At 67.5% G+C, this 26,414-nt stretch carries 25 protein-coding genes; 9 read left to right on the forward strand and 16 right to left on the reverse strand.

Annotated elements, in window-relative coordinates; all coding sequences use genetic code 11:
* Window positions 1-33: 33 nt before the first annotated feature.
* On the reverse strand, window positions 34-402 hold the full coding sequence (locus tag E8M01_RS33490; protein ID WP_136964131.1) for a hypothetical protein: 369 nt from the start codon (window positions 400-402) through the stop codon (window positions 34-36).
* Window positions 403-573: 171 nt separating this feature from the next.
* On the opposite strand from E8M01_RS33490, the gene E8M01_RS33495 reads away from it, so the two are divergent.
* On the forward strand, window positions 574-1,398 hold the full coding sequence (locus E8M01_RS33495; protein WP_136964132.1) for a polyphosphate kinase 2 family protein: 825 nt from the start codon (window positions 574-576) through the stop codon (window positions 1,396-1,398).
* A gap of 337 nt (window positions 1,399-1,735) precedes the next feature.
* Here E8M01_RS33495 and tgt read toward each other — a convergent pair whose 3' ends face one another.
* The 5 genes from tgt to coaD all read right to left on the reverse strand — a co-directional run bounded on the left by tgt (window position 1,736) and on the right by coaD (window position 5,747).
* Complete coding sequence (gene tgt / locus E8M01_RS33500) at window positions 1,736-2,923, reverse strand: tRNA guanosine(34) transglycosylase Tgt (protein WP_136964133.1); 1,188 nt, start codon at window positions 2,921-2,923, stop codon at window positions 1,736-1,738.
* 1 nt (window position 2,924) lies between these two features.
* Window positions 2,925-4,046 (reverse strand): tRNA preQ1(34) S-adenosylmethionine ribosyltransferase-isomerase QueA, encoded by a 1,122-nt coding sequence (gene queA, locus E8M01_RS33505; protein WP_136964134.1) that lies wholly within the window; start codon window positions 4,044-4,046, stop codon window positions 2,925-2,927.
* Between the two features lie 66 nt (window positions 4,047-4,112).
* Window positions 4,113-4,613, reverse strand: a complete 501-nt coding sequence (locus E8M01_RS33510; RefSeq protein ID WP_136964135.1) for a peptidylprolyl isomerase — start codon at window positions 4,611-4,613, stop codon at window positions 4,113-4,115.
* A 35-nt stretch (window positions 4,614-4,648) separates the two neighbouring features.
* Entirely contained in the window at window positions 4,649-5,218 is a 570-nt protein-coding gene (locus E8M01_RS33515) for a peptidylprolyl isomerase (RefSeq protein WP_246088524.1), read from the reverse strand.
* 22 nt (window positions 5,219-5,240) lie between these two features.
* The gene (coaD, locus tag E8M01_RS33520; protein ID WP_136964137.1) at window positions 5,241-5,747 is read right to left on the reverse strand and encodes a pantetheine-phosphate adenylyltransferase; all 507 of its coding nucleotides are present in this window, start codon (window positions 5,745-5,747) and stop codon (window positions 5,241-5,243) included.
* A 107-nt stretch (window positions 5,748-5,854) separates the two neighbouring features.
* Between coaD and E8M01_RS33525 the strand changes: the two genes are divergently transcribed.
* Window positions 5,855-7,018 (forward strand): M20 family metallopeptidase, encoded by a 1,164-nt coding sequence (locus E8M01_RS33525; protein ID WP_170182184.1) that lies wholly within the window; start codon window positions 5,855-5,857, stop codon window positions 7,016-7,018.
* A gap of 31 nt (window positions 7,019-7,049) precedes the next feature.
* Here the strand turns inward: E8M01_RS33525 and E8M01_RS33530 are convergent, their stop codons facing one another.
* The gene (locus E8M01_RS33530; protein ID WP_136964138.1) at window positions 7,050-8,483 is read right to left on the reverse strand and encodes an MFS transporter; all 1,434 of its coding nucleotides are present in this window, start codon (window positions 8,481-8,483) and stop codon (window positions 7,050-7,052) included.
* A gap of 104 nt (window positions 8,484-8,587) precedes the next feature.
* Between E8M01_RS33530 and E8M01_RS33535 the strand changes: the two genes are divergently transcribed.
* Window positions 8,588-9,508 (forward strand): LysR substrate-binding domain-containing protein, encoded by a 921-nt coding sequence (locus E8M01_RS33535; RefSeq protein WP_136964139.1) that lies wholly within the window; start codon window positions 8,588-8,590, stop codon window positions 9,506-9,508.
* Between the two features lie 80 nt (window positions 9,509-9,588).
* Here E8M01_RS33535 and gyrA read toward each other — a convergent pair whose 3' ends face one another.
* Window positions 9,589-12,363, reverse strand: a complete 2,775-nt coding sequence (gene gyrA / locus E8M01_RS33540) for a DNA gyrase subunit A (RefSeq protein WP_136964140.1) — start codon at window positions 12,361-12,363, stop codon at window positions 9,589-9,591.
* A 212-nt stretch (window positions 12,364-12,575) separates the two neighbouring features.
* Here gyrA and E8M01_RS33545 point away from each other — a divergent pair, with 212 nt between their 5' ends.
* A complete protein-coding gene (locus E8M01_RS33545; RefSeq protein ID WP_136964141.1) occupies window positions 12,576-13,205 on the forward strand; it encodes a MarC family protein in 630 nt (209 codons plus the stop codon).
* Window positions 13,206-13,242: 37 nt separating this feature from the next.
* On the opposite strand, the gene E8M01_RS33550 is transcribed toward E8M01_RS33545, so the two are convergent.
* Window positions 13,243-13,638 (reverse strand): DUF2306 domain-containing protein, encoded by a 396-nt coding sequence (locus tag E8M01_RS33550; protein WP_136964142.1) that lies wholly within the window; start codon window positions 13,636-13,638, stop codon window positions 13,243-13,245.
* Between the two features lie 397 nt (window positions 13,639-14,035).
* Here E8M01_RS33550 and E8M01_RS33555 point away from each other — a divergent pair, with 397 nt between their 5' ends.
* On the forward strand, window positions 14,036-15,316 hold the full coding sequence (locus E8M01_RS33555; RefSeq protein WP_136964143.1) for a molybdopterin molybdotransferase MoeA: 1,281 nt from the start codon (window positions 14,036-14,038) through the stop codon (window positions 15,314-15,316).
* Window positions 15,317-15,494: 178 nt separating this feature from the next.
* Here the strand turns inward: E8M01_RS33555 and E8M01_RS33560 are convergent, their stop codons facing one another.
* Window positions 15,495-16,103 carry a DUF2478 domain-containing protein gene (locus E8M01_RS33560; protein ID WP_136964144.1) on the reverse strand — a complete coding sequence of 203 codons (609 nt, stop codon included), beginning with the start codon at window positions 16,101-16,103 and terminating at the stop codon, window positions 15,495-15,497.
* 29 nt (window positions 16,104-16,132) lie between these two features.
* Window positions 16,133-17,401 (reverse strand): DUF2325 domain-containing protein, encoded by a 1,269-nt coding sequence (locus E8M01_RS33565; protein WP_136964145.1) that lies wholly within the window; start codon window positions 17,399-17,401, stop codon window positions 16,133-16,135.
* Between the two features lie 154 nt (window positions 17,402-17,555).
* On the opposite strand from E8M01_RS33565, the gene E8M01_RS35815 reads away from it, so the two are divergent.
* Window positions 17,556-17,684 carry a hypothetical protein gene (locus E8M01_RS35815; RefSeq protein WP_281287827.1) on the forward strand — a complete coding sequence of 43 codons (129 nt, stop codon included), beginning with the start codon at window positions 17,556-17,558 and terminating at the stop codon, window positions 17,682-17,684.
* Between the two features lie 154 nt (window positions 17,685-17,838).
* Here the strand turns inward: E8M01_RS35815 and E8M01_RS33570 are convergent, their stop codons facing one another.
* Window positions 17,839-18,342 carry a GNAT family N-acetyltransferase gene (locus E8M01_RS33570; RefSeq protein ID WP_136964146.1) on the reverse strand — a complete coding sequence of 168 codons (504 nt, stop codon included), beginning with the start codon at window positions 18,340-18,342 and terminating at the stop codon, window positions 17,839-17,841.
* Window positions 18,343-18,356: 14 nt separating this feature from the next.
* The gene (gene ssb, locus E8M01_RS33575; RefSeq protein WP_136964147.1) at window positions 18,357-18,878 is read right to left on the reverse strand and encodes a single-stranded DNA-binding protein; all 522 of its coding nucleotides are present in this window, start codon (window positions 18,876-18,878) and stop codon (window positions 18,357-18,359) included.
* Between the two features lie 447 nt (window positions 18,879-19,325).
* On the opposite strand from ssb, the gene uvrA reads away from it, so the two are divergent.
* From uvrA to E8M01_RS33590, 3 genes are all read left to right on the forward strand, one after another.
* Window positions 19,326-22,247 carry an excinuclease ABC subunit UvrA gene (gene uvrA / locus E8M01_RS33580; protein ID WP_136964148.1) on the forward strand — a complete coding sequence of 974 codons (2,922 nt, stop codon included), beginning with the start codon at window positions 19,326-19,328 and terminating at the stop codon, window positions 22,245-22,247.
* A gap of 73 nt (window positions 22,248-22,320) precedes the next feature.
* A complete protein-coding gene (locus E8M01_RS33585) occupies window positions 22,321-23,619 on the forward strand; it encodes an MgtC/SapB family protein (RefSeq protein ID WP_136964149.1) in 1,299 nt (432 codons plus the stop codon).
* 130 nt (window positions 23,620-23,749) lie between these two features.
* Window positions 23,750-23,914, forward strand: a complete 165-nt coding sequence (locus E8M01_RS33590; RefSeq protein ID WP_136964150.1) for a DUF1127 domain-containing protein — start codon at window positions 23,750-23,752, stop codon at window positions 23,912-23,914.
* A gap of 121 nt (window positions 23,915-24,035) precedes the next feature.
* Here the strand turns inward: E8M01_RS33590 and E8M01_RS33595 are convergent, their stop codons facing one another.
* The 3 genes from E8M01_RS33595 to secF form a co-directional block, all read right to left on the reverse strand.
* The gene (locus tag E8M01_RS33595) at window positions 24,036-24,917 is read right to left on the reverse strand and encodes a phytoene/squalene synthase family protein (RefSeq protein WP_136964151.1); all 882 of its coding nucleotides are present in this window, start codon (window positions 24,915-24,917) and stop codon (window positions 24,036-24,038) included.
* 134 nt (window positions 24,918-25,051) lie between these two features.
* Window positions 25,052-25,450 (reverse strand): Mth938-like domain-containing protein, encoded by a 399-nt coding sequence (locus tag E8M01_RS33600; RefSeq protein ID WP_136964152.1) that lies wholly within the window; start codon window positions 25,448-25,450, stop codon window positions 25,052-25,054.
* Window position 25,451: 1 nt separating this feature from the next.
* Window positions 25,452-26,402 (reverse strand): protein translocase subunit SecF, encoded by a 951-nt coding sequence (gene secF, locus E8M01_RS33605; RefSeq protein WP_136964153.1) that lies wholly within the window; start codon window positions 26,400-26,402, stop codon window positions 25,452-25,454.
* Window positions 26,403-26,414 lie beyond the last annotated feature (12 nt).

Genomic DNA, 26,414 nt, shown 5'->3' on the forward strand with positions numbered 1-26,414 from the left:
CGGATGCCCACCGGCCAGGGCCCGGCGGTGCCTTCATTCGGGCGAACCGCGGACGATGCCGTTCTTGAAGAAGACCCGGAACGGCGTCGTACCCGAAGCACTGCCGTCGGCGGAGCGCCAGCGGCCGTTGGTGCACAGCGTGCCGCCCTGCGCTTCCACCGCGTCGAACTCCACGACATTGCGATAGACCGTGCCGTTCGGCTCGGTCGCGGTGAAATTGGTCGTGCAGAGCTTGCCGACGATCACCGGCCGGTATTCGCCGATCATGATGCCGCCGCCACCGGTGCTCGGAAAGCTCGGCTGCAAGACCGCCCAGCTCTCATAGTTCTCCTGCGGCTGCGCGCCGGCCGACGCGAGCGATAGAACCGCGGCAGCCGCGGCGGCCAGGATCAGGTTGCGCATGGTGCTGTCTCCCCTGCTTGTGGCCAGGCGACGCTTCCCGCGCGGCGCCTGGTGCCTGCCTGAACACGGAAAGCGACCGAACGGATGCATGCCCAAGGATGCATTCCCCTTGCATCCGGCGCCAGCTGAACCAAACAATGGGGCCGGTCCACCAACCCCCGGTCGCACGCCATGTCGCATTCCTGCCCCAAGTACCTGAAACACCTTCTGGTCAAGCCGGGTTCCAAGCTGAAGCTCGACGACGTCGACCCGCGCGAGGTGTCGTTCCTCGGCGAGGAAGACGACGCCAGGGCAAAGCTCGCCGAGGACATCATCGAAATCGACAAGCTGCAGGACCGGCTCTACGCCGAGGGCAAGCGGGCGCTGCTCGTCGTGCTGCAAGGCACCGATACGGCGGGCAAGGACGGTACTGTTCGTGGCGTGTTCAACACGACAGGACCGATCGGCGTTTCGGTAACCGCGTTCAAGCAGCCGAATGAGCTGGAGCGTGCCCACGACTATCTCTGGCGGATTCACATGGCGGCGCCCCGGCGCGGCACGATCGGCATCTTCAACCGCTCGCATTACGAGGACGTGCTGGTCGGCAAGGTGCGCAAGCTCGCCCCCAAGGATGTCATCCAGGAGCGCTACGACCAGATCAACGCCTTCGAAAAGCTGCTGGCCGACAACGGCACGGTGATCCTGAAATTCATGCTGCATATTTCCAGGAAGGAGCAGGGCGAGCGCCTGCAGGAGCGGCTCGACGATCCCAAAAAGCACTGGAAATTCAACGCCGGCGACCTGGAGGACCGCGCGCTCTGGGGTGATTTCCAGGACGCCTACCAGACCGCGCTCAGGCGCTGCTCGACCGATGCCGCGCCCTGGCATGTCGTGCCGGCCGACCGCAAATGGGCGCGCAACTGCATTGTCGCGTCGATCGTCCGCGACACCTTGGAGACCATGAACCCGGTCTATCCGAAAATGCCCTGGAAGGCGTCGGACTTCAAGATCGACTGAGCTGGCTGGAGGGTGGCTGCCCACGCCTCGAGCTCTGGCACCTGAAGCACCGGCCCCACCTCGCCCCGGCGCGGGAGGTCGGCGCGGATAGCGAGTGCGAACGCATCTCGCGTTCGCTCGATGCTATTGCGCCGGGAGAGGGTGAATAATACTTTCAGAACAAGGCTTTACGCGTTTCGCATGGTGCTTTGTCGTCGAGCGCCTTGCCCTCTCTCTCCCGAGCTTTCGCTGCGCTCAAGGTCGACCTCGCCCCGCCGGCGAGAGGTGAAGGCAGTGGTTCTTGTGCGAACACGCGAAGTGCCGCAACCCGGCGTGCGCGGCTCCAGCGTAAACCCGCTCAGCCGCCATAAGGCGCGAGATCGCCGCGCTGCCAGCCCGCGCGCACCTCGGCGGCATAATCGGTGAAGCGGCCGGCGGCGATCGCCGCGCGGGCGCCGGCCATCAGGTCCTGGTAATAGGCCAGGTTGATCCAGGTCACCAGCATCGAACCCAGCATCTCCTCGGTGCGGATGAGATGATGCAGATAGGCGCGCGAATAGTCGCGCGCCGCCGGGCATGACGACGTCTCGTCCACCGGCCGCGGATCCTCGGCGTGGCGGGCATTGCGGAAATTGAGCTTGCCGAAACGCGAAAAGGCCTGGCCGTGGCGGCCATTGCGCGTCGGCATGACGCAGTCGAACATGTCGACGCCGCGCGCGATCGCTCCGATCAGGTCGTCGGGCGTGCCGACCCCCATCAGGTAATGCGGCTTGTCGTCGGGCAAATGTGGCATGACCGTCTCGATCATCGCCAGCATGACGTCCTGCGGCTCGCCGACCGCCAGGCCGCCGATCGAATAACCGGGAAAGTCCATCGCGGCGAGCGCCCGGGCGCTCTCGACCCGCAGGTCCGGCTGATCGCCGCCCTGGACGATGCCGAACAGCGCCCTGCCCTTCGGCTGGCTCTCGAAGGCGCGCCTGGAGCGCTCGGCCCAGCGGATCGACAGGCGCATGGCCTTGTCGATCACCGCCCGCTCATTGGGCAGCGCCACGCATTCGTCGAGCTGCATCTGGATGTCCGAGCCGAGCAGGCCCTGGATCTCGATCGAACGCTCGGGCGTCAGCTCGAAACGGCTGCCGTCGATATGGCTCGCAAAGGTCACGCCCTGCTCGCTGAGCTTGCGCAGCTTGGACAGCGACATCACCTGGAAACCGCCGGAATCGGTCAGGATCGGCCCGCTCCAGCCGCCGAAACGATGCAGGCCGCCAAGTCCGGCGACCCGCTCGGCGCCGGGCCTGAGCATCAGGTGATAGGTATTGCCCAGGATCACATCGGCGCCGAGCGCGCGGACCTGGTCCATATACATGCCCTTCACCGTCGCCTGGGTGCCGACCGGCATGAAGGCCGGCGTGCGGATGGCCCCGCGCGGCGTCGTGATCACGCCGGTGCGCGCCGCGCCGTCGCGGCCGTCGATCCGGAACGAGAAGCCGGCCGGGGCGTCGCCGGCCGACGCGGTCGACGGCTCATGGTCAGGGCGATGCGACATTTTAGCTGGCCTCTCCAGGCGCTGCGGCCGGCTGGCGGAACAGCAGGCTGCCGTCGCCATAAGAATAGAAGCGATAGCCGGTCTCGATCGCGCGGCCATAGGCGGCCTGCATGGTCGCAAGGCCGGCAAAGGCCGAGACCAGCATGAACAGGGTCGAGCGCGGCAGGTGGAAATTGGTCATCAGCGCGTCGACGGCGCGGAACCGGTAGCCCGGCGTGATGAAGATCGCGGTTTCCGCGGCGAACGGCCGGATCACGCCATCCTCGGCCGTCGCGCTTTCCAGCAGCCGGAGCGAGGTGGTGCCGACGGCGACGATCCGGCCGCCGCGGGCGCGCGTCCGGTTGAGCGCATCGGCCACCTCAGGCGTCACCAGGCCGAATTCGGGATGCATCTTGTGGTCGGCGGTATCATCCGACTTGACCGGCAGGAAGGTGCCGGCGCCGACATGCAAGGTCAGGAAATGCAGGTCGATGCCGCGGGCTCTCAGCCGGTCCATCAGCCCGGCGGTGAAATGCAGGCCGGCGGTGGGCGCCGCCACCGACCCTTCGTCGCGGGCATAGACGGTCTGGTAATCGGCCCGGTCCGCCGCGTCCTCGGGCCGTTTCGAGGCAATATAGGGCGGCAGCGGCACGTGGCCGACCCGCGCGACCGCCTCGTCCAGGATGACGCCCGACAGGTCGAAAGCGAAGACCACGCCGTCATCGTCCTTCGACACGACGGTCGCGTCCAGCGCCCCGAGCAGGCAGGTTTGCGCGGTCTCGCCGAAATGGATGCGGTCGCCGGGCTGGACCTTCTTGGCGCCCCGGACGAAGGCCAGCCAGCGGTCGTCGGCAAGCCGCCGGTGCAGCGTCGCCGAGATCGACGCCATCGCGCCGTCGCGGTTGCGCAGGCCTTCGAGCTGGGCCGGGATCACCCGGGTGTCGTTGAACACCAGCGCGTCGCCGGGCGCGAGCAGATCGGCCAGGTCGCGGACATGGGCATCGCGGATATGGGCATCGGCGATCGCCTGGCCGGGCGCGGTGCCGGGACGCACGACCATCAGCCGGGCGTCGTCGCGCGGGCTTATCGGGCGAAGCGCGATCCGGTCGGGCGGCAGGTCGAAATCGAACAGGTCGACGCGCATGGCGTTTCCAGAAAAACACACGGCGCCCGGGCCAGGCCCGGGCGCCGTGTGACCTATCACAAGCAATCAGAGCTTGGCGATGACGTCGCCATAGGTGGCCAGGTCGTCGGCGGCGATCTTCGCCACGACGATCTTGTCGGGATCGCGCACCGGCTCGCCGCGCTTGATCGTGTCGACATTGTCCATGCCGTCAACGACCTTGCCCCAGACGGTATATTGCTTGTCGAGGAAGCGGGCGTCGTCGAACACGATGAAGAACTGCGAATTGGCCGAATTCGGGTTCTGCGCGCGCGCCATCGAGGTGATGCCGCGGACATGCGGCTCGGCATTGAACTCGGCCTTCAGGTCGGGATAACGCGAGCCGCCGGTGCCGGTGCCGTTCGGGCAGCCGGTCTGGGCCATGAAGCCGTCGATGACGCGGTGGAAGACGATACCGTCATAGAAGCCTTCCTTGACCAGCTTCTTGATGTGGTCGACGTGGCCGGGAGCCAGGTCCGGACGCATGGCAATGATCACCCGGCCCTTCGTCGTTTCGAGGATCATGGTGTTTTCGGGATCGAGAGCCATCATCGGCATCCTTCTCGTGAGGGTAGGTCGGAAGTCTAGCGGATATCGGCGGCGACGCGCACGCGGATCATCTTGTCCGGCTCGGCGCGCACCTGGCCGTTGGCGCGCGGGTCGCCGCGCTTGATCTTGTCGACGGCATCCATGCCCTGCACGACCTGGCCGAACACCGTGTACTGGTTGTTCAGCGAGGGATATTCGTTGAACATGATGAAGAACTGCGAATTGGCCGAGTTCGGATCCTGGGCGCGGGCCATGCCGAGCACGCCGCGGACGAACGGCTCACGCGAGAATTCGGCGCTGATATTGCCGAGCTGCGAGCGGCCGGTGCCGGTGCCGGTGGGGTCGCCGGTCTGGGCCATGAAGCCCTCGATCACCCGGTGGAACACCAGGCCGTTATAAAAACCCTGGCGCGCCAAGGCCTTGACCTGGGCGACATGGTTCGGCGCCAGGTCCGGGCGCAGCTTGACGATGACCGGGCCGTCCTTGAGTTCGATCACCAGGGTGTTTTCCGGATCGAGGCCCGCCGGCAGGCGGATCGCCTGGGCGGCAGCTGGCAGAGCCGCGCCAAGAACCAGCGCTTGGGCAAGAAAGACACGACGTTTCACGATGAAATCTCCGACAAAAAAGTCAGGCCCGCTTGGGCGCCTTGGCGACGAGCGCGCTGGCGACGGCGGGCGGCACGAACTGGGTCACATCGCCACCCATCAGCGCGATCTGCCGCACCAGCGTGGCGGTGACATGGCGAACATTGGGGGAAGCGGGCAGAAAAATGGTCTGCACGTCGGGCGCCATGCCACCATTCATGCCGGCCATCTGCATCTCATAGTCGAGATCGGTACCATCGCGCAGGCCGCGAATGAACAAGGTCGCGCCAACCCGTTGCGCCGCCCAGACCGCCAGGTCGTCGAAGGTGATGACCTTGAGCACGCAGTCTTCGGCCGCCGCCACCGGGCCGCAGACCTCGTCCAGCATGGCCACGCGTTCATCGGCCGAGAACAAGGGTGCCTTGCCGGGATGAACGCCAATGCCGATCACCAGCTCGTCGGCGAGCCGGCAGGCGTGGCGGATGACGTCCAGGTGGCCATTGGTCACCGGATCGAAAGAGCCCGTATAGAGCGCAATGCGTCTGGTCATGGATGATCGCTTAACGAAGCGGGCCGCCCGACGCAAGGGAACCATGCCCTGCATGCGTTGCGCTTCGCGCCCGGCATCGAAACAATGCGCGCCGAAGGAGACACCCGATGTCGCAGACCGATGAAACCCGCATCACCCAATGGCTGAGCGAGCAGCGCCAGGCGATGCTCGACCTCTTGCGCGATGTGGTCGACACCGATTCAGGTTCCTACGACAAGGCCGGCGTGGACGCGGTCGGCGCCCATTTCGAGCGCTTTCTGGCGAACCATGAGATCGAGACCTGGCGTGAGCCCCATGGCATCTTCGGCGACGCCATCCATGCCAAGGTCGGCGAGCCCGGCGCCAATGAAAAGCCGATCCTGCTGATGGGCCATCGCGACACGGTGTTCCCCAAGGGCGAGGCCGGCCGCCGGCCGTTCACCATCGAGGGCACCAGGGCTTATGGGCCGGGGGTCTCCGACATGAAATCCGGCATCGTGATGAACCTGTTCGTCGCCGCCGCCTTCAGGAAGTTCGGCGGCGCGCCCTGCCCGATCAAGATCCTGATCACCTCGGACGAGGAGATCGCCTCGCCGTCGTCCCGGCCGGTGATCGAGCGCGAAGGCCGCGCCGCCCGCGCGGTCTATAATTCCGAGCCCGGACGGCCGACCGGCAATGTCACCACCGGCCGCAAGGGCGGCGTCTTCATGCGCTTCGAAGTGGCTGGAAAAGCGGCCCACTCCGGAGGCAATTTCACCAGCGGTATCAGTGCGATCGGCGAACTTGCTCACAAGATCGTTGCGATCCATGCGCTGACCGATCTCGCCAAGGGCATCACGCTGAATGTCGGCCTGATCTCCGGCGGCCAGTCGGTCAACACCACGGCGCCCCATGCCGAGGGCCAGATCGACATGCGCTATATCGATCCGGCCGACCGCAAGCGGACGCTGGAGGCGATCGAGAAGATCATTGCCGGCTCCACCGTTCCGGGCACGACCGCCAAGCTGCACATCAACGGCGAATTCCTGCCGGTGGTCCAGACCGAGGCCTCGAAGGCGATCTTCATCGCCTACCAGGCCTCGGCGAAAGATGCCGGGCTCACCGTCGATGGCGAATTCTCCGGCGGCTGCGCCGATTCGGGCTTCACCGCTTCGGTCGGCACGCCGACCATTTGTGGCGTCGGGCCGGTCGGCGGCAATGCCCACACGGTCGAGGAATATATGGAGGTCGACACCATGGTGCCGCGCGCCCAGGCGCTGGCCCTGTCGATCCTGCGCACCAGGGTCGACTGAGGCGTAAGCCGACCGAAGCCCTCGGGGGCGATCACTCCGCCGGCCGGGACGCCGGTCCCGGCAGCAGGAACAGGGCAGCGGCGACCCCGCCCAGGGATGCCGCCGCGGCCAGCAGAAAGGCGGCTGGGAACCCCTTGGCGGTCTCGGCCGCGCCAAGCGCCGCGATGCCGAGAGCGAAACCCGCCTGGCGCAGCACGACAGTGACCGCGGAGGCCATTCCCGCCTGCGACGGCGGCGCCAAGGTGACCACGACGGCCGACAGCTGCGAATGGACCATCGCCGTGCCCAAGCCGATCAGCACCATGCCGACCAGCGCCAGCCCGAACGGGACAAGGTCGAACCGGGTCACGTCCAGGAGCCCGGGCGCGAAGCCTGCGCCGGCTCCCGCGCCCAGCGATGTCCAGGCCAGGACGAGGTCACCGGCGACGACAGCCGCGAGCCCGGTCGCGAACAGCCGGGGCCAGCCCCAGCGGATGACGAGCCGGCCCGCCATCGGCGGCAGGACCAGCATCGGCAGCGTCGCCGCCAGCAGCGCGAACCCGACCTGCTCCGGCGTCAGGCCGAAGCCGGTGCGCAGGAACAGCGGCAGATAGACCAGCACGGCCCAGTAGCCGACCGACAGTGAGAGCAGAAGGATGGCGACGCCCGCCATGGCCGGACGGGCGAACAGGTCCGGGTCGAGCAAAGGCCGCGGCAGCCGTCGCTGGCGCGTGATGAAGAGGGCGCCGAGGGTGGCGCTCGCCAGCAATCCGGCGAACAGAACCGCGGGTGCCCGGGCACCTTGCAGCAGCGCCACGATGGCGACGCCGAGCGCCGCGGTCAGTTGGAGGATGCCGACGGGATCGAGAGGCGGGCCGCCGGCGTCGCGGGTTTCCCGGATGAGCCGCGGCACAGCGACCGCGATCATCAGGCCGATCGGCAGGTTGGCCAGGAAGATCCACCGCCACCCGAACCAGGCTCCGACCAGGCCGCCGAGCGTCGGCCCGAGCGCCATGGCCATGCCGGAGACGACGCCCATCAGGCCGAAGGCCCTTGCCCGCTCCGTCGGCTCGGCATAGAGGCCGGCGATCAGCGCGATCGCCCCGGTGACCACGAAGGCAGCCCCCGCGCCCTGCACGCCACGCGCGATCCACAGCGAGGGACCATTCCAGGCGAGGCCGCATCCAAGCGAGCCCAGGGCGAACAGGGCATTGCCATGGAGCATGGCCAGGCGCCGGCCATGCCGGTCGGCAAGCGCGCCGGCCGCCAGAAGCAGGGCGGTGAAGGCCAGGCTATAGGCGTCCATCACCCAGGCGAAGCCGGCCGAACCGAAGCCGAGCTCGGCGCCGATCGAGGGCATCACCACCACCACCGCGGTGACGTCGAGCTGGGTCAGGAAGACGGCGAGGCTGAGGGCCAGGGCCGGCGCCAGGCGTCGGGCGCCCGCCGCCGCCGCCGGGGCGCGGAGCGCATGGGATCTGAACATCGGGAACCTCGCGCGATGGGAATTGCGCCAAGCCTCGCCGGTCGGGCCGGCGCGGGCGAGCGCCAAGAGTTCACATCGTCATGAATCTGCTTCATGTTGCTCGGATGCGGTCACTCCCCCCATTCGACGCCCTGGTCGCCTTCGACACCACGCTCCGCCATCGCAGCATGACGCTGGCGGCGGCGGAACTCGGCATCACCCAAAGCGCCATCAGTCACCGCCTGCGCCGGCTCGAAAGCTTCATCGGCGCGCCCTTGCTCAGCCGGACGAGCGCCGGGCTCTATGCCACGCCGACGGGGGCCGCACTCGCCGCCGGCCTCGCCGACCTGCTCGACGGGCTCGCCGACCTCCGCGCACGCTGCCGCGTCGCCTCGGCTCCCGCCGGGCTGCGGGTCGGGGTCGGCGCGGCGCTCGCCGACAATTGGCTGGTCCGCCGCCTGCCTGGCTTCGCCCAGACTTATCCCGCCATTGCGGTGGAGCTGAGCATCGTCGAGACGGCGGCCCAGGCCGGCGCGCCCGATGTCGACGTCCAGGTTCTGTGGCTGCCGGCGGCGACCGCGCGGGCCGCCTCGACCCAGCGACTGCTGTTCCAGGAACAGGTGTTTCCGGTCTGTCACCCCGGCCTGCTGCCCGATGGCCCTCTGGTCGATCCCGCCGGCCTTGCCCGCCTGCCGCTGCTGCACAAGGGACCGGCCGGCCGGCCGGGTGGCGCGGAATGGTCCTGGTCCGCCTGGTTCGAGCGGCTCGGTATCGCCGGCCCCCCGCCCGCAGGCCTTCGGTTCGGCACGGTCGGCACGGCGATCGCCGCCGCCCTGCAGGGCGCCGGCGTGGTTCTCGCCCGCTCGCTGCTGGTCCACGACGCGCTCGCCGAAGGCCGTCTGGTGCGTGTCCTGCCGGAGAGCTGGGACATGGCCTCGAGCAAGGCCCATCTGGTGCGCTGGCCGGGCGCGCTCACCGGCGACCCGCGTGTGCGCCAATTCGTGACCTGGCTCACCGCCGAGGCGGACCGAACGGTTGCTTCGTGACGGCACGGCCGGGGGCGAACCCTCCCCCACGAAGACGTGGGCGAGGGTTGATGCGCGGCGCCTCGGCGAAGCCCGGGCGATCAGGCCTCGGGCGTGCCTTCGGGCGCCTCGCCATTGGCCTCCGGCGCCTCGCCATTGCCTTCGGCTTCGCCGTCCAGGGCCTCGTCGTCGCCCTCGTCGGTGATCCGTTCCACCGACACGACCTTCTCGGTCTCGTGGGTGTCGAAGACGATCACGCCCTGGGTCGAGCGGCCGGCCACGCGGATGCCGTCGACCGGGCAGCGGATCAACTGTCCGCCATCGGTGACCAGCATGATCTGATCCTTGTCCTCCACCGGGAAGGAGGCGATCAGGCGGCCGTTGCGTTCGTTCACCACCATGGCGACGATACCTTTGCCGCCGCGGCCGGTGATGCGGTACTCGAAGGTCGAGGTGCGCTTGCCGTAGCCGTTCTCGGAGAGCGTCAGCACCACCTGCTCGGCCGCCGACATCTCGGCATAACGCTCCGACGACAGCTCGCCGGTGCCGGCGGCTTCCTCGTCGTCGCCGCCTTCCTCGCCGGTCACCGCCCGGCGCATCTTGAGATAGGCGGAGCGCTCTTCGGAGGTCGCCTCGAAATGGTGCAGGATCGCCATCGAGATGATGCGGTCGCCCTCGGCCAGCGAAATGCCGCGCACACCCATGGAATCGCGGCCCTTGAAGACGCGCACCTCGTCGACGGGGAAGCGGATGCACTGGCCGCCATCGGTGGTCAGCAGCACGTCGTCATGCTCGGAACAGACCGCGACATTGACGATCGCCTCGCCCTCGTCGAGCTTCATGGCGATCTTGCCGTTGCGGTTGACCTGGACGAAGTCGGACAGCTTGTTGCGCCGGACCGTGCCGCGGGTCGTGGCGAACATGGCGTCGAGCGTATCCCAGGTGGTCTCGTCCTCCGGCAGCGGCAGGATCGTGGTGATCCGCTCGTCCTGTTCGAGGGGCAGGATGTTGACGAAGGCCTTGCCGCGCGCCTGCGGCGCTGCCAGCGGCAGCCGCCAGACCTTCAGCTTGTAGACCTGGCCCTTCGACGAGAAGAACAGCATGGGCGTGTGGGTATTGGCCACGAACAGCCGGGTGACGAAATCTTCGTCCTTGGTCTGCATGCCCGAGCGGCCCTTGCCGCCGCGGCGCTGGGCCCGGTAGGTCGACAGCGGCACACGCTTGACGTAGCCGGTATGCGAGACGGTGACGACCATGTCCTCGCGCTGGATCAGGTCCTCGTCGTCGAGGTCGCCGCCATGTTCGAGAATCTCGGTCTTGCGCGGCGTGGCGAACTCGTTCTTCACCGAAGTGAGTTCGTCCCGGATGATGTTCTGAATGCGCAGCCGCGACCGCAGGATGTCGAGATAGTTGACGATCTCGTCGGCGAGCTTCTTCAACTCGTCGCCGATTTCGTCGCGGCCGAGAGCCGTCAGGCGCTGCAGGCGCAGGTCGAGGATGGCGCGGGCCTGGGTGTCGGACAGCTTGTAGGTGCCGTCGTCGCGCACCGGGTAGCGCGGATCGTCGACCAGCCGGATCAGCGCCGCGATGTCGACGGCGTTCCAGTTCGGCGCCATCAGGCGCTCGCGCGCGGTCGCCGGGTCCGGCGCGGTGCGGATGATCCGGATGACTTCGTCGATATTGGCCACCGCGATCGCCAGGCCGCACAACACATGGGCGCGCTCGCGCGCCTTGTTGAGCAGGAACTTGGTCCGCCGGCTGACCACCTCTTCGCGGAAGGCGATGAAGGCGACGATCAGGTCCTTGAGGTTCATCACCTCGGGACGGCCACCGTTCAGCGCCACCATGTTGCAGCCGAAGCTGGTCTGCAGCGCGGTGAAGCGGAACAGCTGGTTCAGCACGACATCGGCGACCGCGTCGCGCTTCAGCTCGATGACGACGCGCATGCCGTCGCGATCGCTTTCGTCGCGGAACTCGGCAATACCTTCGACCCGCTTCTCGCGCACCAGTTCGGCCAGATGCTCGAGCATCTGCGCCTTGTTCACCTGATACGGGATCTCGGTGACGATGATCGCCTCGCGCTCCTTGCGCACCGTCTCGATCAGCGTGCGCGCCCGCATCACCACCGAGCCGCGGCCGGTCAGATAGGCCTGGCGGATGCCCGAGCGGCCGAGGATCAGGCCGGCGGTCGGGAAATCCGGGCCCGGAATGAACTCGTTCAGCTCTTCGATCGAGATTTCCGGATTGTCGATGGTGGCGAGACAGCCATCGATGACCTCGCCGAGATTGTGCGGGGGAATATTGGTCGCCATGCCGACCGCGATGCCGCCGCCGCCATTGACCAGGAGGTTGGGGAAGCGCGCCGGCAGGACCTTCGGCTCGCGCTCGGAACTGTCGTAATTGTCCTGGAAATCGACGGTGGCCTTGTCGAGGTCGGAGACCAGCTCGCCGGCGATCTTCTGGAGACGCACCTCGGTATAGCGCATGGCCGCCGGCATATCGCCGTCGACCGAACCGAAATTGCCCTGGCCTTCGACCAGCATGACGCGCATGGAAAATTCCTGCGCCATGCGGACCAGCGCGAAATAGACCGACTGGTCGCCATGCGGATGGTATTTACCGATGACGTCGCCGACCACGCGCGCCGACTTGCGATAGGGCTTGTTCCACTCGTAGCCGTTCTCGTGCATCGAATAGAGGATGCGCCGGTGCACCGGCTTCAGGCCGTCGCGCACGTCGGGCAAGGCCCGGCTGACGATCACGCTCATCGCGTAATCGAGATAGCTGCGGCGCATCTCGTCGGTGATCGAGATCAGGCGGATTTCGGTCGGATCCGAGGGCGTGGCGCCCGCCGGCGTGTCGTTGTCGTCAGCCAAAGAGTTTCAGTCCGGTGAGGCGGGTCAGGAGGCCCGCTAGGTAGCTCTGTTTCTAGACGATTCCTTGACGCGGGACCAATCGAATCGGTCGCGGCGACCCTGTCATTTCATCAGTCTTTTCAGATGCTTGCGGAAATCGCCTCGCAGGCTGTGGACGAACCTGTCACGAAATGGGCACAAAGGGCCCTCCGCGTCCGCGGCCGGGGCCGATCATGACCATCGAATTCCTGACCAATGCGCTCGTCACCTTGTTCGTGATCGTCGAGCCTCTGGCCCTGGTCCCGATCTTTCTGAGCGTCACCCAGGGCTTCTCCGCCGACCAGCGCCGCCAGGTCGCCTGGCGCGCCAGCCTGATCGCCTTCATCGTGCTGGCGCTCTGCGCCTTCTTCGGCGACTGGGTGCTGCGCAAGCTCGGCATCTCGCTGCCGGCCTTCCGCATCGCCGGCGGCCTCCTGCTCTTCGTCATCGGTTTCGAAATGGTCTTCGGCCTGCGCGCCGACCGCAAGGGCGCGGTCGACCGCGAGGTCATCGACAAGGACCACATCATCCGGGTGGCCGCCTTCCCCATGGCCATCCCGCTGCTCGCCGGCCCCGGCGCGATCGCCGCGACCTTGCTGATCTCCGGCCAGGCGGCCGGCGACCCGGGCCTGATGGCCGGGCTGATCGCGGTGCTGGCGGTGGTTCTCGCCGCCTCCTGGGCCTGCCTGCGCATCGCCGAACGGGTCAACCGGCTGCTCGGCACGCTCGGCAATGTCGTGGTCTCGCGCCTGCTCGGCATCCTGCTGGCGGCGCTCGCCGTGCAATTCGTCATTGACGGCGTACGCGCGGCGATCCGGGCCTGAGGCCAATCCCAGCCTGAAGCCCCGCGTCCGGGCGCCCTCACCCGGCCCAGGTCATCATGGCCATCACCCGCCCGGGCAGGAAGGCGAACAGGCCGGCGGCGACCCAGCCCCCCGTCACCATCATCATGATGCGGCGGTGACGGGCGATATCGCCGCGCCGCCGCGCGATGATCGCGCCGAACAGGCCGAACAGCGTGATGAGCGACAGGATGTGGATCGGGCTGAACGGTCCGATCAGGCGGATCGAATGGATCCAGAACGACGAGATGGCGACGATCGCCATCAGCACGACCCAGGACCAGCCGAGGACCCGATGCGCCGAGCCCCCCTTGCGGCGCATGAATTGCGCCAAAGTCAGCGGAATCAGGGCCAGCGCCGCGATGGCATGGATCTGGATCATGACGGGTGCGGCAAGCAGCGGAGCGAGGGTCATGGCGGGTCTCGGGTGGGTCAGGGAATGTAAAGTAAATAAACTTTACATTCCGGCATGTCAACCGCGCCTGCCGCGGCGCCTCGCCCTGCGGCCGGACGAGCCCCAAGCCCTGCCGAAAGCCTTGCCGAACGTCGCCGGGCAACCCGCGACACGGATGGCCAGATGTCGGTGCGGCAGGCTCGCCGGTGCTTGCATCAGGTCAGGCGCAGATGGCGGGCCGCCGCACCATCAACGGTCATTGCCGTGGACCTCGATCGGCGGCGGTATCGCCGATCCTTGCGTCGCTATATCCAATAGAGCATAACGACGATGCCGGCCCCCTATCCGGCGCCAGCAGCCGCCGATGACGAAGACCTGTCCTCATGAAGCCAGTTCGTGAAACAGAATCGAGCCTTGCGTGACCGATCGACGCGCCACTGCCGAAGCTTTCCACGCGGCACGCGGCGCCGGCAGCGCGGCGGCCGCCGGGCTGCTCTCGCTTGACCAGGCCTGCGCACGTGCCGCGAGCTTCGTGCGTCCGATCCCGGACGCCGAGACGGTGCCCTTGTCGGCGGCGGTTGGCCGCGTGCTCGCCCGCCCGCTGATGGCGCGGATCGCCATTCCGCCGTTCACCCAATCGGCGATGGACGGCTATGCCATCCTGGCCGGCCAAGGGCTCGCCGCGGGGACAGGCCTGATCGTCATCGATCGCATTCCGGCGGGGCATCCCGGCAGGCCGCTTGGCGCGGGCGAAGCCGCGCGCATCTTCACCGGCGCGCCGCTGCCTGAAGGCGCGGACGCCGTCATCATGCAGGAACATGTCCTCGGCGACGCCGGCAGGATCGTCCTCGGCCGGGAGATACGCGCCGGCGACAATGTCCGCCCTCGCGGCGAGGACATCGACCCTCCCGAGCTCATCCTTGCCAAGGGAACGCGGCTCGACCCCCGTCACATCGGCCTCATTGCGGCGCAAGGTTATTGCGACGTGACAGTGGTCGCCCGGCCGCGCATTGCGGTCGTCTCGACCGGTGACGAACTGCGCCAGCCCGGCGACCGGCTCGCGCCGGCCACCATTTACGATTCCAACCGGTTGATGCTTCTGGCGCTGATCACCGCGGCGGGCTTCGAGGCGCGGGATGGCGGCTGGGTTCCCGACGCCCCGCAAGCCATCGCCGAACGGCTCGGGAGCCTCGCGGGTGACACCGACCTGATCGTCACGACCGGCGGCGCCTCGGCTGGCGACGAGGATCATTCGGCGACCGCGCTGACGCTCGCCGGCGGGCTTGGCGGAGCCTTGAGGATCGCCCTGAAGCCGGGCAAGCCGGCGGTCGTCGGCCGGATCGGCGCGACCGGCTATCTCGGCCTGCCCGGCAATCCGGTCGCGAGCCTCGTCACCTGGATGCTGCTGGGCCAGGCCATGACCAGCGCTCTGACCGGAGCGCGGTCGCACCGCGACCGCGGCTACCCGCTGAAAAGCCTGTCCTGGTACCGCCGGCGCCCGGGCCGGACCGAGTTCGTGCCGGCCATCCTGTCGGAAGACGCGCAAGGCCTGATCGGCATCGAGATCCTCGGGCGCGGCGGATCGGCGCGGCTGAGACCGCTCGCCATCGCCGACGGCCTTGCCGAGATCCCGCCGCAGGCCGACGGGATCGAGCCTGGCGACGAGCTTCACTTTCACCCGTTCCGCAGCATCATCTGAGGTCGGCGCGTCCAGCGATGGCGATCATGCGGTCGGATGCCTCAGCGGCTCGCCGGTCTCGAGCCTCTGGCGCAGCGCGCCCGACGGCCCGAACACCGCCTCCGCCGCCACGCCGGACAGGGTGACGAGCTCTTTCAGCGACGCGCTGAGGCTGCCGGCGCGCTGCGGCCGCCGACGATCATTTGAAGCGCTCGCAGAACGTCGCGCCGGAAACCGCATCCGAGGTGGCGTCCAAGGGGCTGTTGCCGAGCGAGTGCCACCAGGCGTCGAGGCTTGGTCGATCCGGCCGGAGCTTCACCGCCAGCCCTTCGGCTCTTGCCAGCCAGTGGGGAAACAGGGCTTCGGGAACGGCGATCAGCACGGGAATATCCCGGTCGATCGCCTGGGCGAGGACATCGAGCAGCCCTGCCCCGGCCGCTTCGAGGGATCCGTAGCGGTTGAGGATCACGACATCGGGGCGCCGCTTCAACGCCAGGGACAGCCTGGCGCCAATGCCCTGCAAGGCGGTGCCGCAAGCGGCCATGTTGGATTTCCCGGCGCCATTCGCATCGCCGCGCCATCCGTCGTCGGGAACCAGGGTGAACTCCGCCGTCCCGTCAAAGCCCGGATGATCAGGGCGGCGCCTCTGGACCACGCCGAGCGCGTCGAAACCCAGCCCCAGGAGGTGGCGAAGAAAACCCGTCAGCACCGCGTCCGGATTGTCGCCGGGGCCATAGACCATGGCGGCGACATCGCAGTCGCCATGGAACTTGGGCCTGTCGGATCGCGCGCCGGCATGTTCCGTCATCGGCTTTCCCCTGGTGGTTCGCGCCGCGCTCAGGCGACAGCCGCCGGCCGTGCCGGCAGATCGCCCCCGGCGATCGCCGCGATGAAGCTGGCAAGGCTCGCCGTGCGCAGCGGAACGAAAGGCTTGCCGGCATCCCGGCAGAGCTTCTTCACCTGGCCCGCGGCGTGGTGGCTGATGCAATCGACCGGAAAGAAGGCCGCATCCGCCTGGCTGATCAGGCCCGGCAGCAGCGCCGCGCTGTCCTCGATCCCGCCATCATGGGCCAGCAGCACGCCGCCGCGTCCGGCCGCGAGCGCCTTCAGCTGGTCGAGCAGCTTGGGACGGCCGCCGACATAAAGCAGGGTCAGATCCGCCAGGTCCCGCGCGGCCGCTTTCGGCCCGTCCTGGTTCGGTCCGCCAAGGTGCAAGCTGGCTTCGAGGGCTGAGAGCTCGCGCTGCAGATGGGCCTCCCGCTCGATCAGCTCGGCATTGCGTTTCCGTTCGATCGCGGCCTGGTCCTCGACCTCCTTCAGGCGCGCGGCCAGGACCTGGGCATGGGCCTTCTCGGCATCGCTGCGCTGCGCCAGCGCGGCCATGGCCGCGGGCGCAAGCTGCGGACCGGCCTTGGCCTGGTCCTGCACCGTTCGCCGCGCCGCCTCGATCTCCAGGCTTTCGATGCGCCGCAAGAGCTCGGAGCGTTCATTGGCCGCCGTCTGGAGGCGCGCCTCCTGCCGGGCGATCTTTTCGTCGCGCGCGCCGAGATCCCGTTCGAGCTTGCGCAGCCGCGCGATGTCGACCCGGTTGGAGGTACCGACCATGTGCGACAGCATATGCACTTCGCCGAAGACCTCCTGGATCAGCGGCCGGTCGGCGGCGGGATGGGTCAGGACCGCCCAATAGGCGCCCGGAATATCGCCCTGGTCGAGCGCCTGGAGCCAGAGATCCCGCACCTCGGCCACCGTCGAGGCCCTGGTGAAACGCTTGATCGCCGTCTCGTGGCGCTTGTCGAGGGTCTTGTGCAGCAGTTTGCCCGCGAGGTCGTGCTGCCCCGCGGTGCGCACCCCCCGCCCGTGCAGGACGTGGTCGGTCGCCCCTTTCGCGTCGGCCTCGCCGAGCCTGACGAAGAACTGGCGCAGCTCCGCGGCACTCAGGCAGGTGCCGATGATCGAGCAGTGAAAATGCGAGGATATGTCCCAGATCTTCGACCGGCGATGGCCCTTGGGATCGACGGCAACGAACGGCGCCTGGCTTCGCGCCTGCTCGAGCACCGCATTGATCCCGGTCTGACGATGGAGGTGGAGGACTGTCAGGGTCGACACTTGGCCACTCGTCTCGTTATGTTCGTACAGCTATAACGCTACCCGGCATTCCGCCTGCCCGCAACACGCCCATGGCGACAGGCGAGATCGCCGCATCCGATCGCCTCATCCCGGTCTTGCGTCCAGCGCTATTCCCATTGGAGAATAACGCGCCATGATCTGTCGCGACGCCTGGCACGGCCCGCCGACGCGCGGCCGGCATTGGGAGATCACCGCGATCCCCGACATTCGCAAGCGCGCGGCGACGATGGCCGCGGATTTCATCCGGAAACTGGCGTCCTGATGATCGATCAGGGTGATCTGCCACGGCGTGAGACAGCCCGTGGTGATGCGTTGCGGAGACGGGCGCGCTCGCCCTGTTGGCCGGGTCCGAGGGCTATCGATCCGCAGCGGTCATCGGCAAGGTCGCGGCCGGCACCGCTGAGCGGGGGGCCACCTCAGGGCGCGCGCCACTCGCGTCTCAGGAGCGACATCAGCATCTGGTCGGCCCGCGCGCCATCGGCCCGCTTCACCGCCTCGCGCAGCAGCCCCTCCTCGACGAAGCCGAGGGAACGATAGACATGCCGGGCGCGCGGATTGTCGGTGAACACTTCGAGCAGGAACCGGTGGCAGCGCGTTTCGGCAAAGACCCAGTCGATGACCGCGGTCAGGAATGGCTTGCCGAAGCCCTGCCCGGCTGCCGCCGAGACGATGCGCTGCAGGCCAATATTGTCGGAGGCATTGTTGAGGTCGCGCAGGATGGCGAAGCCGGCGGGCAGCCCGCCAGGGCCCATGCCGATCAGATAGGCGAAATCCGCGGAGGCCATGGCGGCCTGGTGCCGCTCGGCGGACCAGCGCCCGACCTGCCGTTCGAAGGCGGGCTGACGCTCCGCCGCCATGATGAAATCGAGATCGTCAGGCGCCGCCCGGCGCAACGACACGTCGATCGCCGGGCCCGCCATGGTCGCCTGGTCGCTCAGAACGGGATTTCGTCGTCATCCATCCGGCCGCCGCCAGCCGGAGCCGCCGGGCGACGCGGCGCCTCGGCGCGGCCCATGCCCGACCGGTTTTCGATACCACCCGACGAACCGAAGCTGTCGTCGCCATAACCCGAACCGCCGCCGGCATCCGCGCCACCGCCGCCACCGCGGCCGTCGAGCAGCACCATTTCACCGCGGAAGCGCTGCAGCACCACTTCGGTCGAGTATTTCTCGACGCCCGACTGGTCCTGCCATTTGCGGGTCTGCAACTGGCCCTCGAGATAGACCTTGGCGCCCTTGCGCAGATATTGCTCGGCGACCTTCACCAGGTTCTCGTTATAAATGACGACCGCATGCCACTCGGTGCGCTCCTTGCGCTCGCCCGAGCCCTTGTCCCGCCAGCTTTCGGTGGTCGCGATGCGGAGGCTGCAGACCTGCTCGCCGTTGTTCATCCGCCTGACTTCCGGATCCTTGCCCAGATTGCCGATCAGGATGACCTTGTTGACGCTGCCTGCCATGTCGCTCTCCCTCTCCCCGCAGCCGCTGCCCGGGGCGCTTTCAGCCTGAACCGATCGGAGCCATCCCATGTTCGGCCGGCTCCGTCACCGCGCGATCGACGGGAATTCGAGATCTATCCCCAGTTTCCCGACCTCTGCTCTCGGGAATTCCGATCCGCAGCAATGTTCATTATTTGTTCTTGTCGGTTCTGGCAAGCCCCGATAAGCTCCGCCGGCGTGATCGTCTCGAATCGGCCAGCGCATCCTGTGCAAATCAGCCATCCGGTGGCCTTCAGCCCCTGGCGGTGAGGCGCTGCCGTTTCTACTTTGGGGGCTTGCTTCTTGACACGTCGACCCTTGCGCAGGTTTGGCGATCCCGCATGCCCCATGCCTGTTCTTCAGAATGCCCGCCTGCCGACAGCCTGCTTGCGCCGCTTCCCGCGTGATCGTGTTCAACGGACCTGATAGATGACCGATCTTTTCGACAAGTACCGCGACGACGTGCGGCGCCCCGACCAGCGGGTGATCTCCGTGCGCGGCGCGCGCGAGCACAATCTGAAGGGCGTCGACCTGACCATCCCGCGCGATGCGCTGGTGGTGTTCACCGGCCTGTCCGGCTCGGGCAAGTCGTCGCTCGCCTTCGACACGATCTATGCCGAGGGCCAGCGGCGTTATGTCGAGAGCCTGTCGGCCTATGCCCGCCAGTTCCTCGAAATGATGCAGAAGCCGGATGTCGACCAGATCGACGGCCTGTCGCCGGCGATCTCGATCGAACAGAAGACGACGTCGAAGAACCCGCGCTCGACGGTCGGCACGGTCACCGAGATCTACGACTACATGCGCCTGCTGTGGGCGCGGGTCGGCGTGCCCTATTCGCCGGCCACCGGCCTGCCGATCGAGAGCCAGACGGTCAGCCAGATGGTCGACAAGACCCTGGCGCTGCCCGAGGGCTCCAGGCTCTATCTGCTGGCGCCGGCGGTGCGCGGCCGCAAGGGCGAATATCGCAAGGAACTGGCCGAATATCAGAAGAAGGGCTTTCAGCGGGTCAAGGTCGACGGCACCTTTTACGAGATCGCCGACGTGCCGCCGCTCGACAAGAAGCTGAAGCACGACATCGACGTGGTGGTCGACCGGGTGGTGGTGCGCGCCGACATGGCCGCGCGGCTCGCCGACAGCTTCGAAATGGCGCTGAAGCTCGCCGACGGCATCGCCATTGTCGAATTCGCCGAAGGCAAGGACGCCAAGGGCGAGCCGCTGCGCGTCATCTTCTCGGAAAAGTTCGCCTGCCCGGTCTCCGGCTTCACCATTTCCGAGATCGAGCCGCGGCTGTTCTCGTTCAACAACCCGTTCGGCGCCTGCCCGGCCTGCGACGGCCTGGGTGTCGAACAGACGATCGACGCCGACCTGGTGATCCCGGACAAGGACCTGAGCCTGCGCAAGGGCGCGATCGGGCCCTGGGCCAAGTCGACCTCGCCATTCTACACCCAGACGCTCGATGCCCTGGCGAAACATTACGGCTTCTCGCTGACCGCGCCCTGGCGGTCGCTGCCCGAGAAGGCGCAGACCGTGATCCTGTTCGGCACCGGCGAAGAGACCGTCACGTTCAAATATGACGACGGGCTGCGCTCCTACGAGACCACCAAGACCTTCGAGGGCGTGGTCCGCAATCTCGAGCGGCGGCTGAAGGAAACCGAGAGCGAATGGGCGCGCGAGGAGATCTCGCGTTACGTTTCGGCGGTGCCGTGCAAGACCTGCGGCGGTTTCCGGCTGAAGCCCGAGGCGCTGGCGGTGAAGATCGCGGCGACCCATGTCGGCGAGATCTCGCAATTGTCGGTCCGCGCCGCCAATGAATGGTTCGCCACCCTGCCGCCGAAACTGACCGCGCAGCAGAACGAGATCGCCGTCCGCATCCTGAAGGAGATCCGCGACCGCCTGCGCTTCCTGGTCGATGTCGGCCTCGAATACCTGACCCTCGGGCGCAATTCCGGCACGCTGTCGGGTGGCGAGAGCCAGCGCATCCGGCTCGCCTCGCAGATCGGCTCGGGCCTGACCGGCGTGCTCTATGTGCTGGACGAGCCGTCGATCGGCCTGCACCAGCGCGACAACGAGCGGCTGCTCGGCACGCTGAAGCGGCTGCGCGACCTCGGCAACACCGTCATCGTCGTCGAACATGACGAGGATGCCATCCTGCAGGCCGATTATGTCGTCGATGTCGGGCCGGGCGCCGGCATCCATGGTGGCCGCATCGTCGCCCAGGGCACGCCGTCGGACGTGATGAACGATCCGAAATCGCTGACCGGCAAATATCTGACCGGCGAGATGTTCGTGCCGACGCCGAAGCGGCGCAAGCCCCAGAAGGGCCGCGCGCTGAAGATCGTCAATGCCCGCGGCAACAACCTGAAGGACGTCACGGTCGAAATCCCGCTCGGCACCTTCACCTGCATTGCCGGCGTCTCCGGCGGCGGCAAGTCGACCTTGCTGATCGACACGCTCTACAAGGCGGTGGCGCGCAAACTGAACGGCGCCAGCGAAGCCCCTGCCCCGCATGACCGGATCGAGGGCATCGAGCATCTCGACAAGGTCATCGACATCGACCAGTCGCCGATCGGGCGCACGCCGCGATCCAACCCGGCAACCTATACCGGCGCCTTCACGCCGATCCGCGAATGGTTCGCCGGCCTGCCCGAGGCCAAGGCGCGCGGTTACGAGCCGGGCCGCTTCTCGTTCAACGTCAAGGGCGGCCGCTGCGAAGCCTGCCAGGGCGACGGCGTCATCAAGATCGAGATGCACTTCCTGCCCGACGTCTACGTCACCTGCGACGTCTGCAAGGGCAAGCGCTACAACCGCGAGACGCTGGAGGTGGTGTTCAAGGGCAAGTCGATCGCCGACGTGCTCGACATGACCGTCGACGAGGGCGTGGAATTCTTCAAGGCGGTGCCCAGGGTGCGCGACATCCTGAAGACGCTGTCGGAGGTCGGGCTCGGCTACATCCATGTCGGCCAGCAGGCGACGACGCTCTCGGGCGGCGAGGCCCAGCGCGTCAAGCTGTCGAAGGAACTGGCGCGCAAGGCCACCGGCCGCACCCTCTACATCCTGGACGAGCCGACCACCGGCCTGCATTTCCACGATGTCGCCAAGCTCCTGGAGGTGCTCCACGAACTGGTCGCCCAGGGCAATTCGGTTATTGTCATCGAGCACAATCTGGAGGTCATCAAGACCGCCGACTGGGTCATCGACATGGGGCCGGAGGGTGGCGACGGCGGCGGCGAGGTGGTGGCGATGGGGCCGCCGGAAGAGATCGCCAAGGAACCGCGCAGCCATACCGGGCGCTTCCTGCGCGAGGTCCTGGCCCGCCGTCCGATAAAGGCCAAGATCGAGGCGGCCGAATAGCCGCCACGGCCGCCATTGGCAGAGCGCGCCGCACCGGGCATATCTGGCGGGTCGGTTGCGGTGCGGGCCTGCCATGAATGACATCGAGCTGTTTCAGCGCTTCGGGCTGGCGATTGCGATCGGCGCGCTGGTCGGTGTCGAACGGCACTGGCGCGAGCGCGACGAGCCGCAGGGCCAGCGCACCGCCGGCGTCAGGACCTTCGCGCTGATCGGCATGCTCGGCGGCGGCGCCGGCCTGCTCGAGCTGGCGCTGAAGTCCGCCGGCCAGGTCGCCGGCCAAATTGCCGGCCAGTTCTCCGGTATCGTGCTGGTTGGCCTGTTCCTCGGTTTCGCCGCGACCTTCACCCGCTTCAAGCTGCGCGAGGCGGCGGCCGAAAACGACTTCAGCGCGACCACAGCCATCGCCGCCATGCTGACCTATGTGCTCGGCGCCGTCGCCGTGCTCGGCGACATGCGGGTGGCCGCCGCCGGCGGCGTGGTGCTCGCCACGATCCTCGCCAGCCGCGAGGCCTTGCACGGCTTCATGCGCACGCTGACCTGGCCGGAACTGCGCTCGGCCATCGTCCTCCTGGCCATGACCCTGGTCATCCTGCCGCTGGTTCCAACCGATCCGATCGGCCCGTTCGGCGGCATTTCGCCGGCCCGGATCTGGACGCTTGCCATCCTTCTGGCCGGCGTCTCCTTTGCCGGTTATGTCGCGGTGCGCGTGCTCGGCGGCAGTTCCGGCGAACTGGTCGCGGGCGCCGCCGGCGGGCTTTTGTCGTCGACCGCGGTGAGCCTCGCCAATGCCCGCCGCTCGACCGAACAGGACGCGCCCGACCTGCTGGCCGCCGGCGTGCTCACCGCAGGAGCTGTGTCTTATGCCCGCACCGGCGTGCTGATCGTGCTGCTCGCCCCGGCCCTGACCGGCCATGTCGTGCCGGCGCTCGCCGCCGGCACCCTGGTCATGATCGCCCTGGCCCTGCTGCTGGCGCGCCGCGGCGGTGCGCTCGAGGGCCGGCAGGAAACCCGCAATCCGTTCGAGCTCTGGTCGGTGCTGCAGATGGCGCTGCTGCTCGCCGCCATCGGCTTTCTGGCGCGCGCCGCCGCCACCTGGTTCGGCAGCACCGGCACCATCGTCGTCTCGGCGCTCGCCGGTTTCGCCGATGTCGACGCCGCCACCCTCACCGTCGCCGGCATGGCGACGGCAGGCCTGCCGGCCGATACCGCGGCGCAGGCGATTCTCGCCGCCGTCCTGTCCAACACGGTCGCCAAGGCCGGTTATGGCCTGGCACTCGGCACCTGGGGCTTCGGCTGGCGTTTCGCTGCCGCATCGGCGGCGGCCCTGTTTGCCGGCTTTCTAGGCCTCATTGCCGGGTCCGCGCTCACCTGAGCCCAGGCGCCTGCATTCGCGCATAGCTGCGGTGCAACATTTTCTCTTCGCAACTGCGAAATCGCAACTATCTCTGGTGCAGCGAACGTCATGGGAGGGGCGTTCGAGTGATCCGCTTGGAGATATCCCGATGCTTTACCTGTTCAACGCTCTCGTGACCCGTTTCAAGGCCTGGCTGACTTACCAGCGCACCAAGGCCGAGCTGACCCAGCTCGACGACCGCTCGCTGGCCGACATGGGCTTCCAGCGCGGCGAGATCGAATTCCTCGCCCGCAAGGCGTCCCGGTCGCACTAACCAGAGCTGTCAGACCGCTCAGGCGGTTTTTGCCCCAGGGGTCCGGACTCAATAGGGCTGGGTCGACATCCCCCGTCCATTTTGGCCTCGCCGTGAGCCCCGGCCCTATTGAGGCCGGACCCTAGAGATCGGCGAGCCTCGGACCAAACCGGGCTCGCCGGGCAGCACGCCACAGCAGCCACTGGCGGCGCCATTGCGGCGCTTCGACCTGATTGGCGAACGGCGCCTTGATGAACTGATCCATCCGATCGAGGTAGAGGCGGCAGAGCGCCATCGGCAGGAACGCCGCGGCCACCTCGACCGCGACCTGGCCCTGCAAAGCTTCGGCCGCCGCCACATGGCGCCGCGCGAGTTCGCGCAGGTCTTCCAGCGCCCGGCTGATCCCGTCCGAACTTCTGCCGCTCAGAATGTCGTCGCGTTGCGCCCCGTTGCGCGCGAGGATGTCGGCCGGCACGAAGATCTGGCCGCGTGCCGCGTGCAGCGGAAAGGCCCTGATCAGTCCGGTCAGCGCATAGGCGACACCGGCATGGCCTGCAATGTCGGCGGTTCCGGGGTCGCGGCCGTCGGCCAGGACCAGCGCCGCAAGCTGCATCAAGGCCGACGAGGTCTCGCCGCAATAGCCTTCGAGATCAGCCACCGACGGCATGGCATCGTCATAGAGATCGAACACCCGCGCATCGATCAGGTCGATCAGCGGCTTTGCCGGCAGATGCCGGCGGGCGATCACCTGCGCGAGCGCCGCGGCCACCGGATGGCCCGAGACATCACCCCTCGCCTCGCCATCAAACACGTCGCGCCACCATTGCAGCCGGACCTCGCCCGGCAAGGGCGCGGACACCCGCTCGCGCACCCCGGCGACCTCGATGTTGAAGGCATAGAGCGCCATCAGGTCGGCGCGCAGCGGCGCCGGCACGAACAGGCTCGCCAGCCAGCGGTCCTTGTCCGCCGTCCGCACCAGATCTTCGCAAGCCTGAAAGGCGTTCGCCGCCCCGTCCGCAGCCATGATGGCCTTCGCTTAAGAGAGCATGGTCAGCTGCCGCGACATCGCCTGCCCGAGACGAACACGCGGCACAACAACAGGATAGCGGCTTTTCCCGAATCGCATTGGCAAGGATCGACGCCCCGGATCGGCCGCTGTCAGTCCACCGCGACGAGGGCTGCCGCGACGCGCCGGCCCTCGGCGAGCATGATGTTGTAGGTTCGCGCCGCGGCCCCGGTGGTCATTACGTCGAGGCCGATGCCGGCGTCGCGCAAGGTCCAGCGGATTTCGTCGGCGGGCGGATAAGGCGCGTCGCCTGCCCCGATCAGCAGCACGTCGATCGCCTGGCGCTCGGCGACCACCTTGGCGAAGGCCTCGGCGGTGAAATCGAGGTGGCTCTTCACCGCCCAGGCGTGAATGCCCGAGGGCAGCGCCAGGATCGAGCCGCGATGGCTCATCTCGGCGAAGCGAAAGCCCCCGCGGCCATAGGCGTCGATGACGAACCGGCCCGGCACGAACCCGTCATGCAGCTGGCGGAGCGGTTCGCCGCGCGGCACGTCAGGCTTTGACCTTTGTCGATGCCGCGGCGGGGGCCGGCGCGGCCGCGCCGAAACCGCCGGTCTTCAGGCCGAAATAGATCAGGATCGACGGCGCGATCAGCAGCGACGAATAGGTGCAGATCAGCACGCCGACCAGCATGGACGCGGTGAAGCCGCGGATCACTTCGCCGCCGAAGAAGAACAGGCCGAGCAGCGCCAGGAACGTCGTCATATGGGTGATCGTGGTGCGCGCCAGCGTCGAGTTGATCGCCTCGTCGAGCAATTCGTCGATCGGCATCTTCTTGTGCTTGCGCAGCATTTCCCGGATGCGGTCGTAGATCACCACGGTGTTGTTCAGCGAATAGCCGACAATGGTCAGAAGCGACGCGATCGACGTGATGTCGAAATCCGACTGGGTGACCACGTAGAAAAAGACGATGACGGTGATGTCGTGAATGGTGGCGACCATGGCGCCGAGCGCGAACTGCCACTCGAAGCGGAACCACAGATAGATCAGCACCGCCAGGATCGACAGGATCAGGCCGACCACCGACATCTGCACCAGTTCGGACGAGACGGTGGGCCCGACCACCTCGGTGCGGCGGACCTCGTAATCGGCATCGACCACTTCGCGGACGCGCTTGAGTGCCGCCTGCTGGCCGGGGTCACCGCCGGGCTGCTCGCCATAACGCACCAGAACCAGCGACGGACCGCCGAATTCCTGCAGCTGGACCTCGCCGACATTGACCGTGCCGAGCCGGGCGCGCAGCTGCTGCATATTGGCCGCACCTTGCTTCGCCTGCAGTTCGACCAGCGTGCCGCCCTTGAAGTCGATGCCGACATGCAGGCCGAGCAGCAGGAAGCCGGCAATGGTCGCCAGCGTCACGACCATCGAGATGGCGAAGGCGATCGGCCGGATTCGCAGGAAGCCGAATTTGGTGTCGTCCGGAACAAGTCGCAGCAGGCGCACGGTAAAGATCTC

Origin of the sequence: Phreatobacter stygius (assembly GCF_005144885.1) — a bacterium.
Lineage (GTDB): Bacteria > Pseudomonadota > Alphaproteobacteria > Rhizobiales > Phreatobacteraceae > Phreatobacter > Phreatobacter stygius.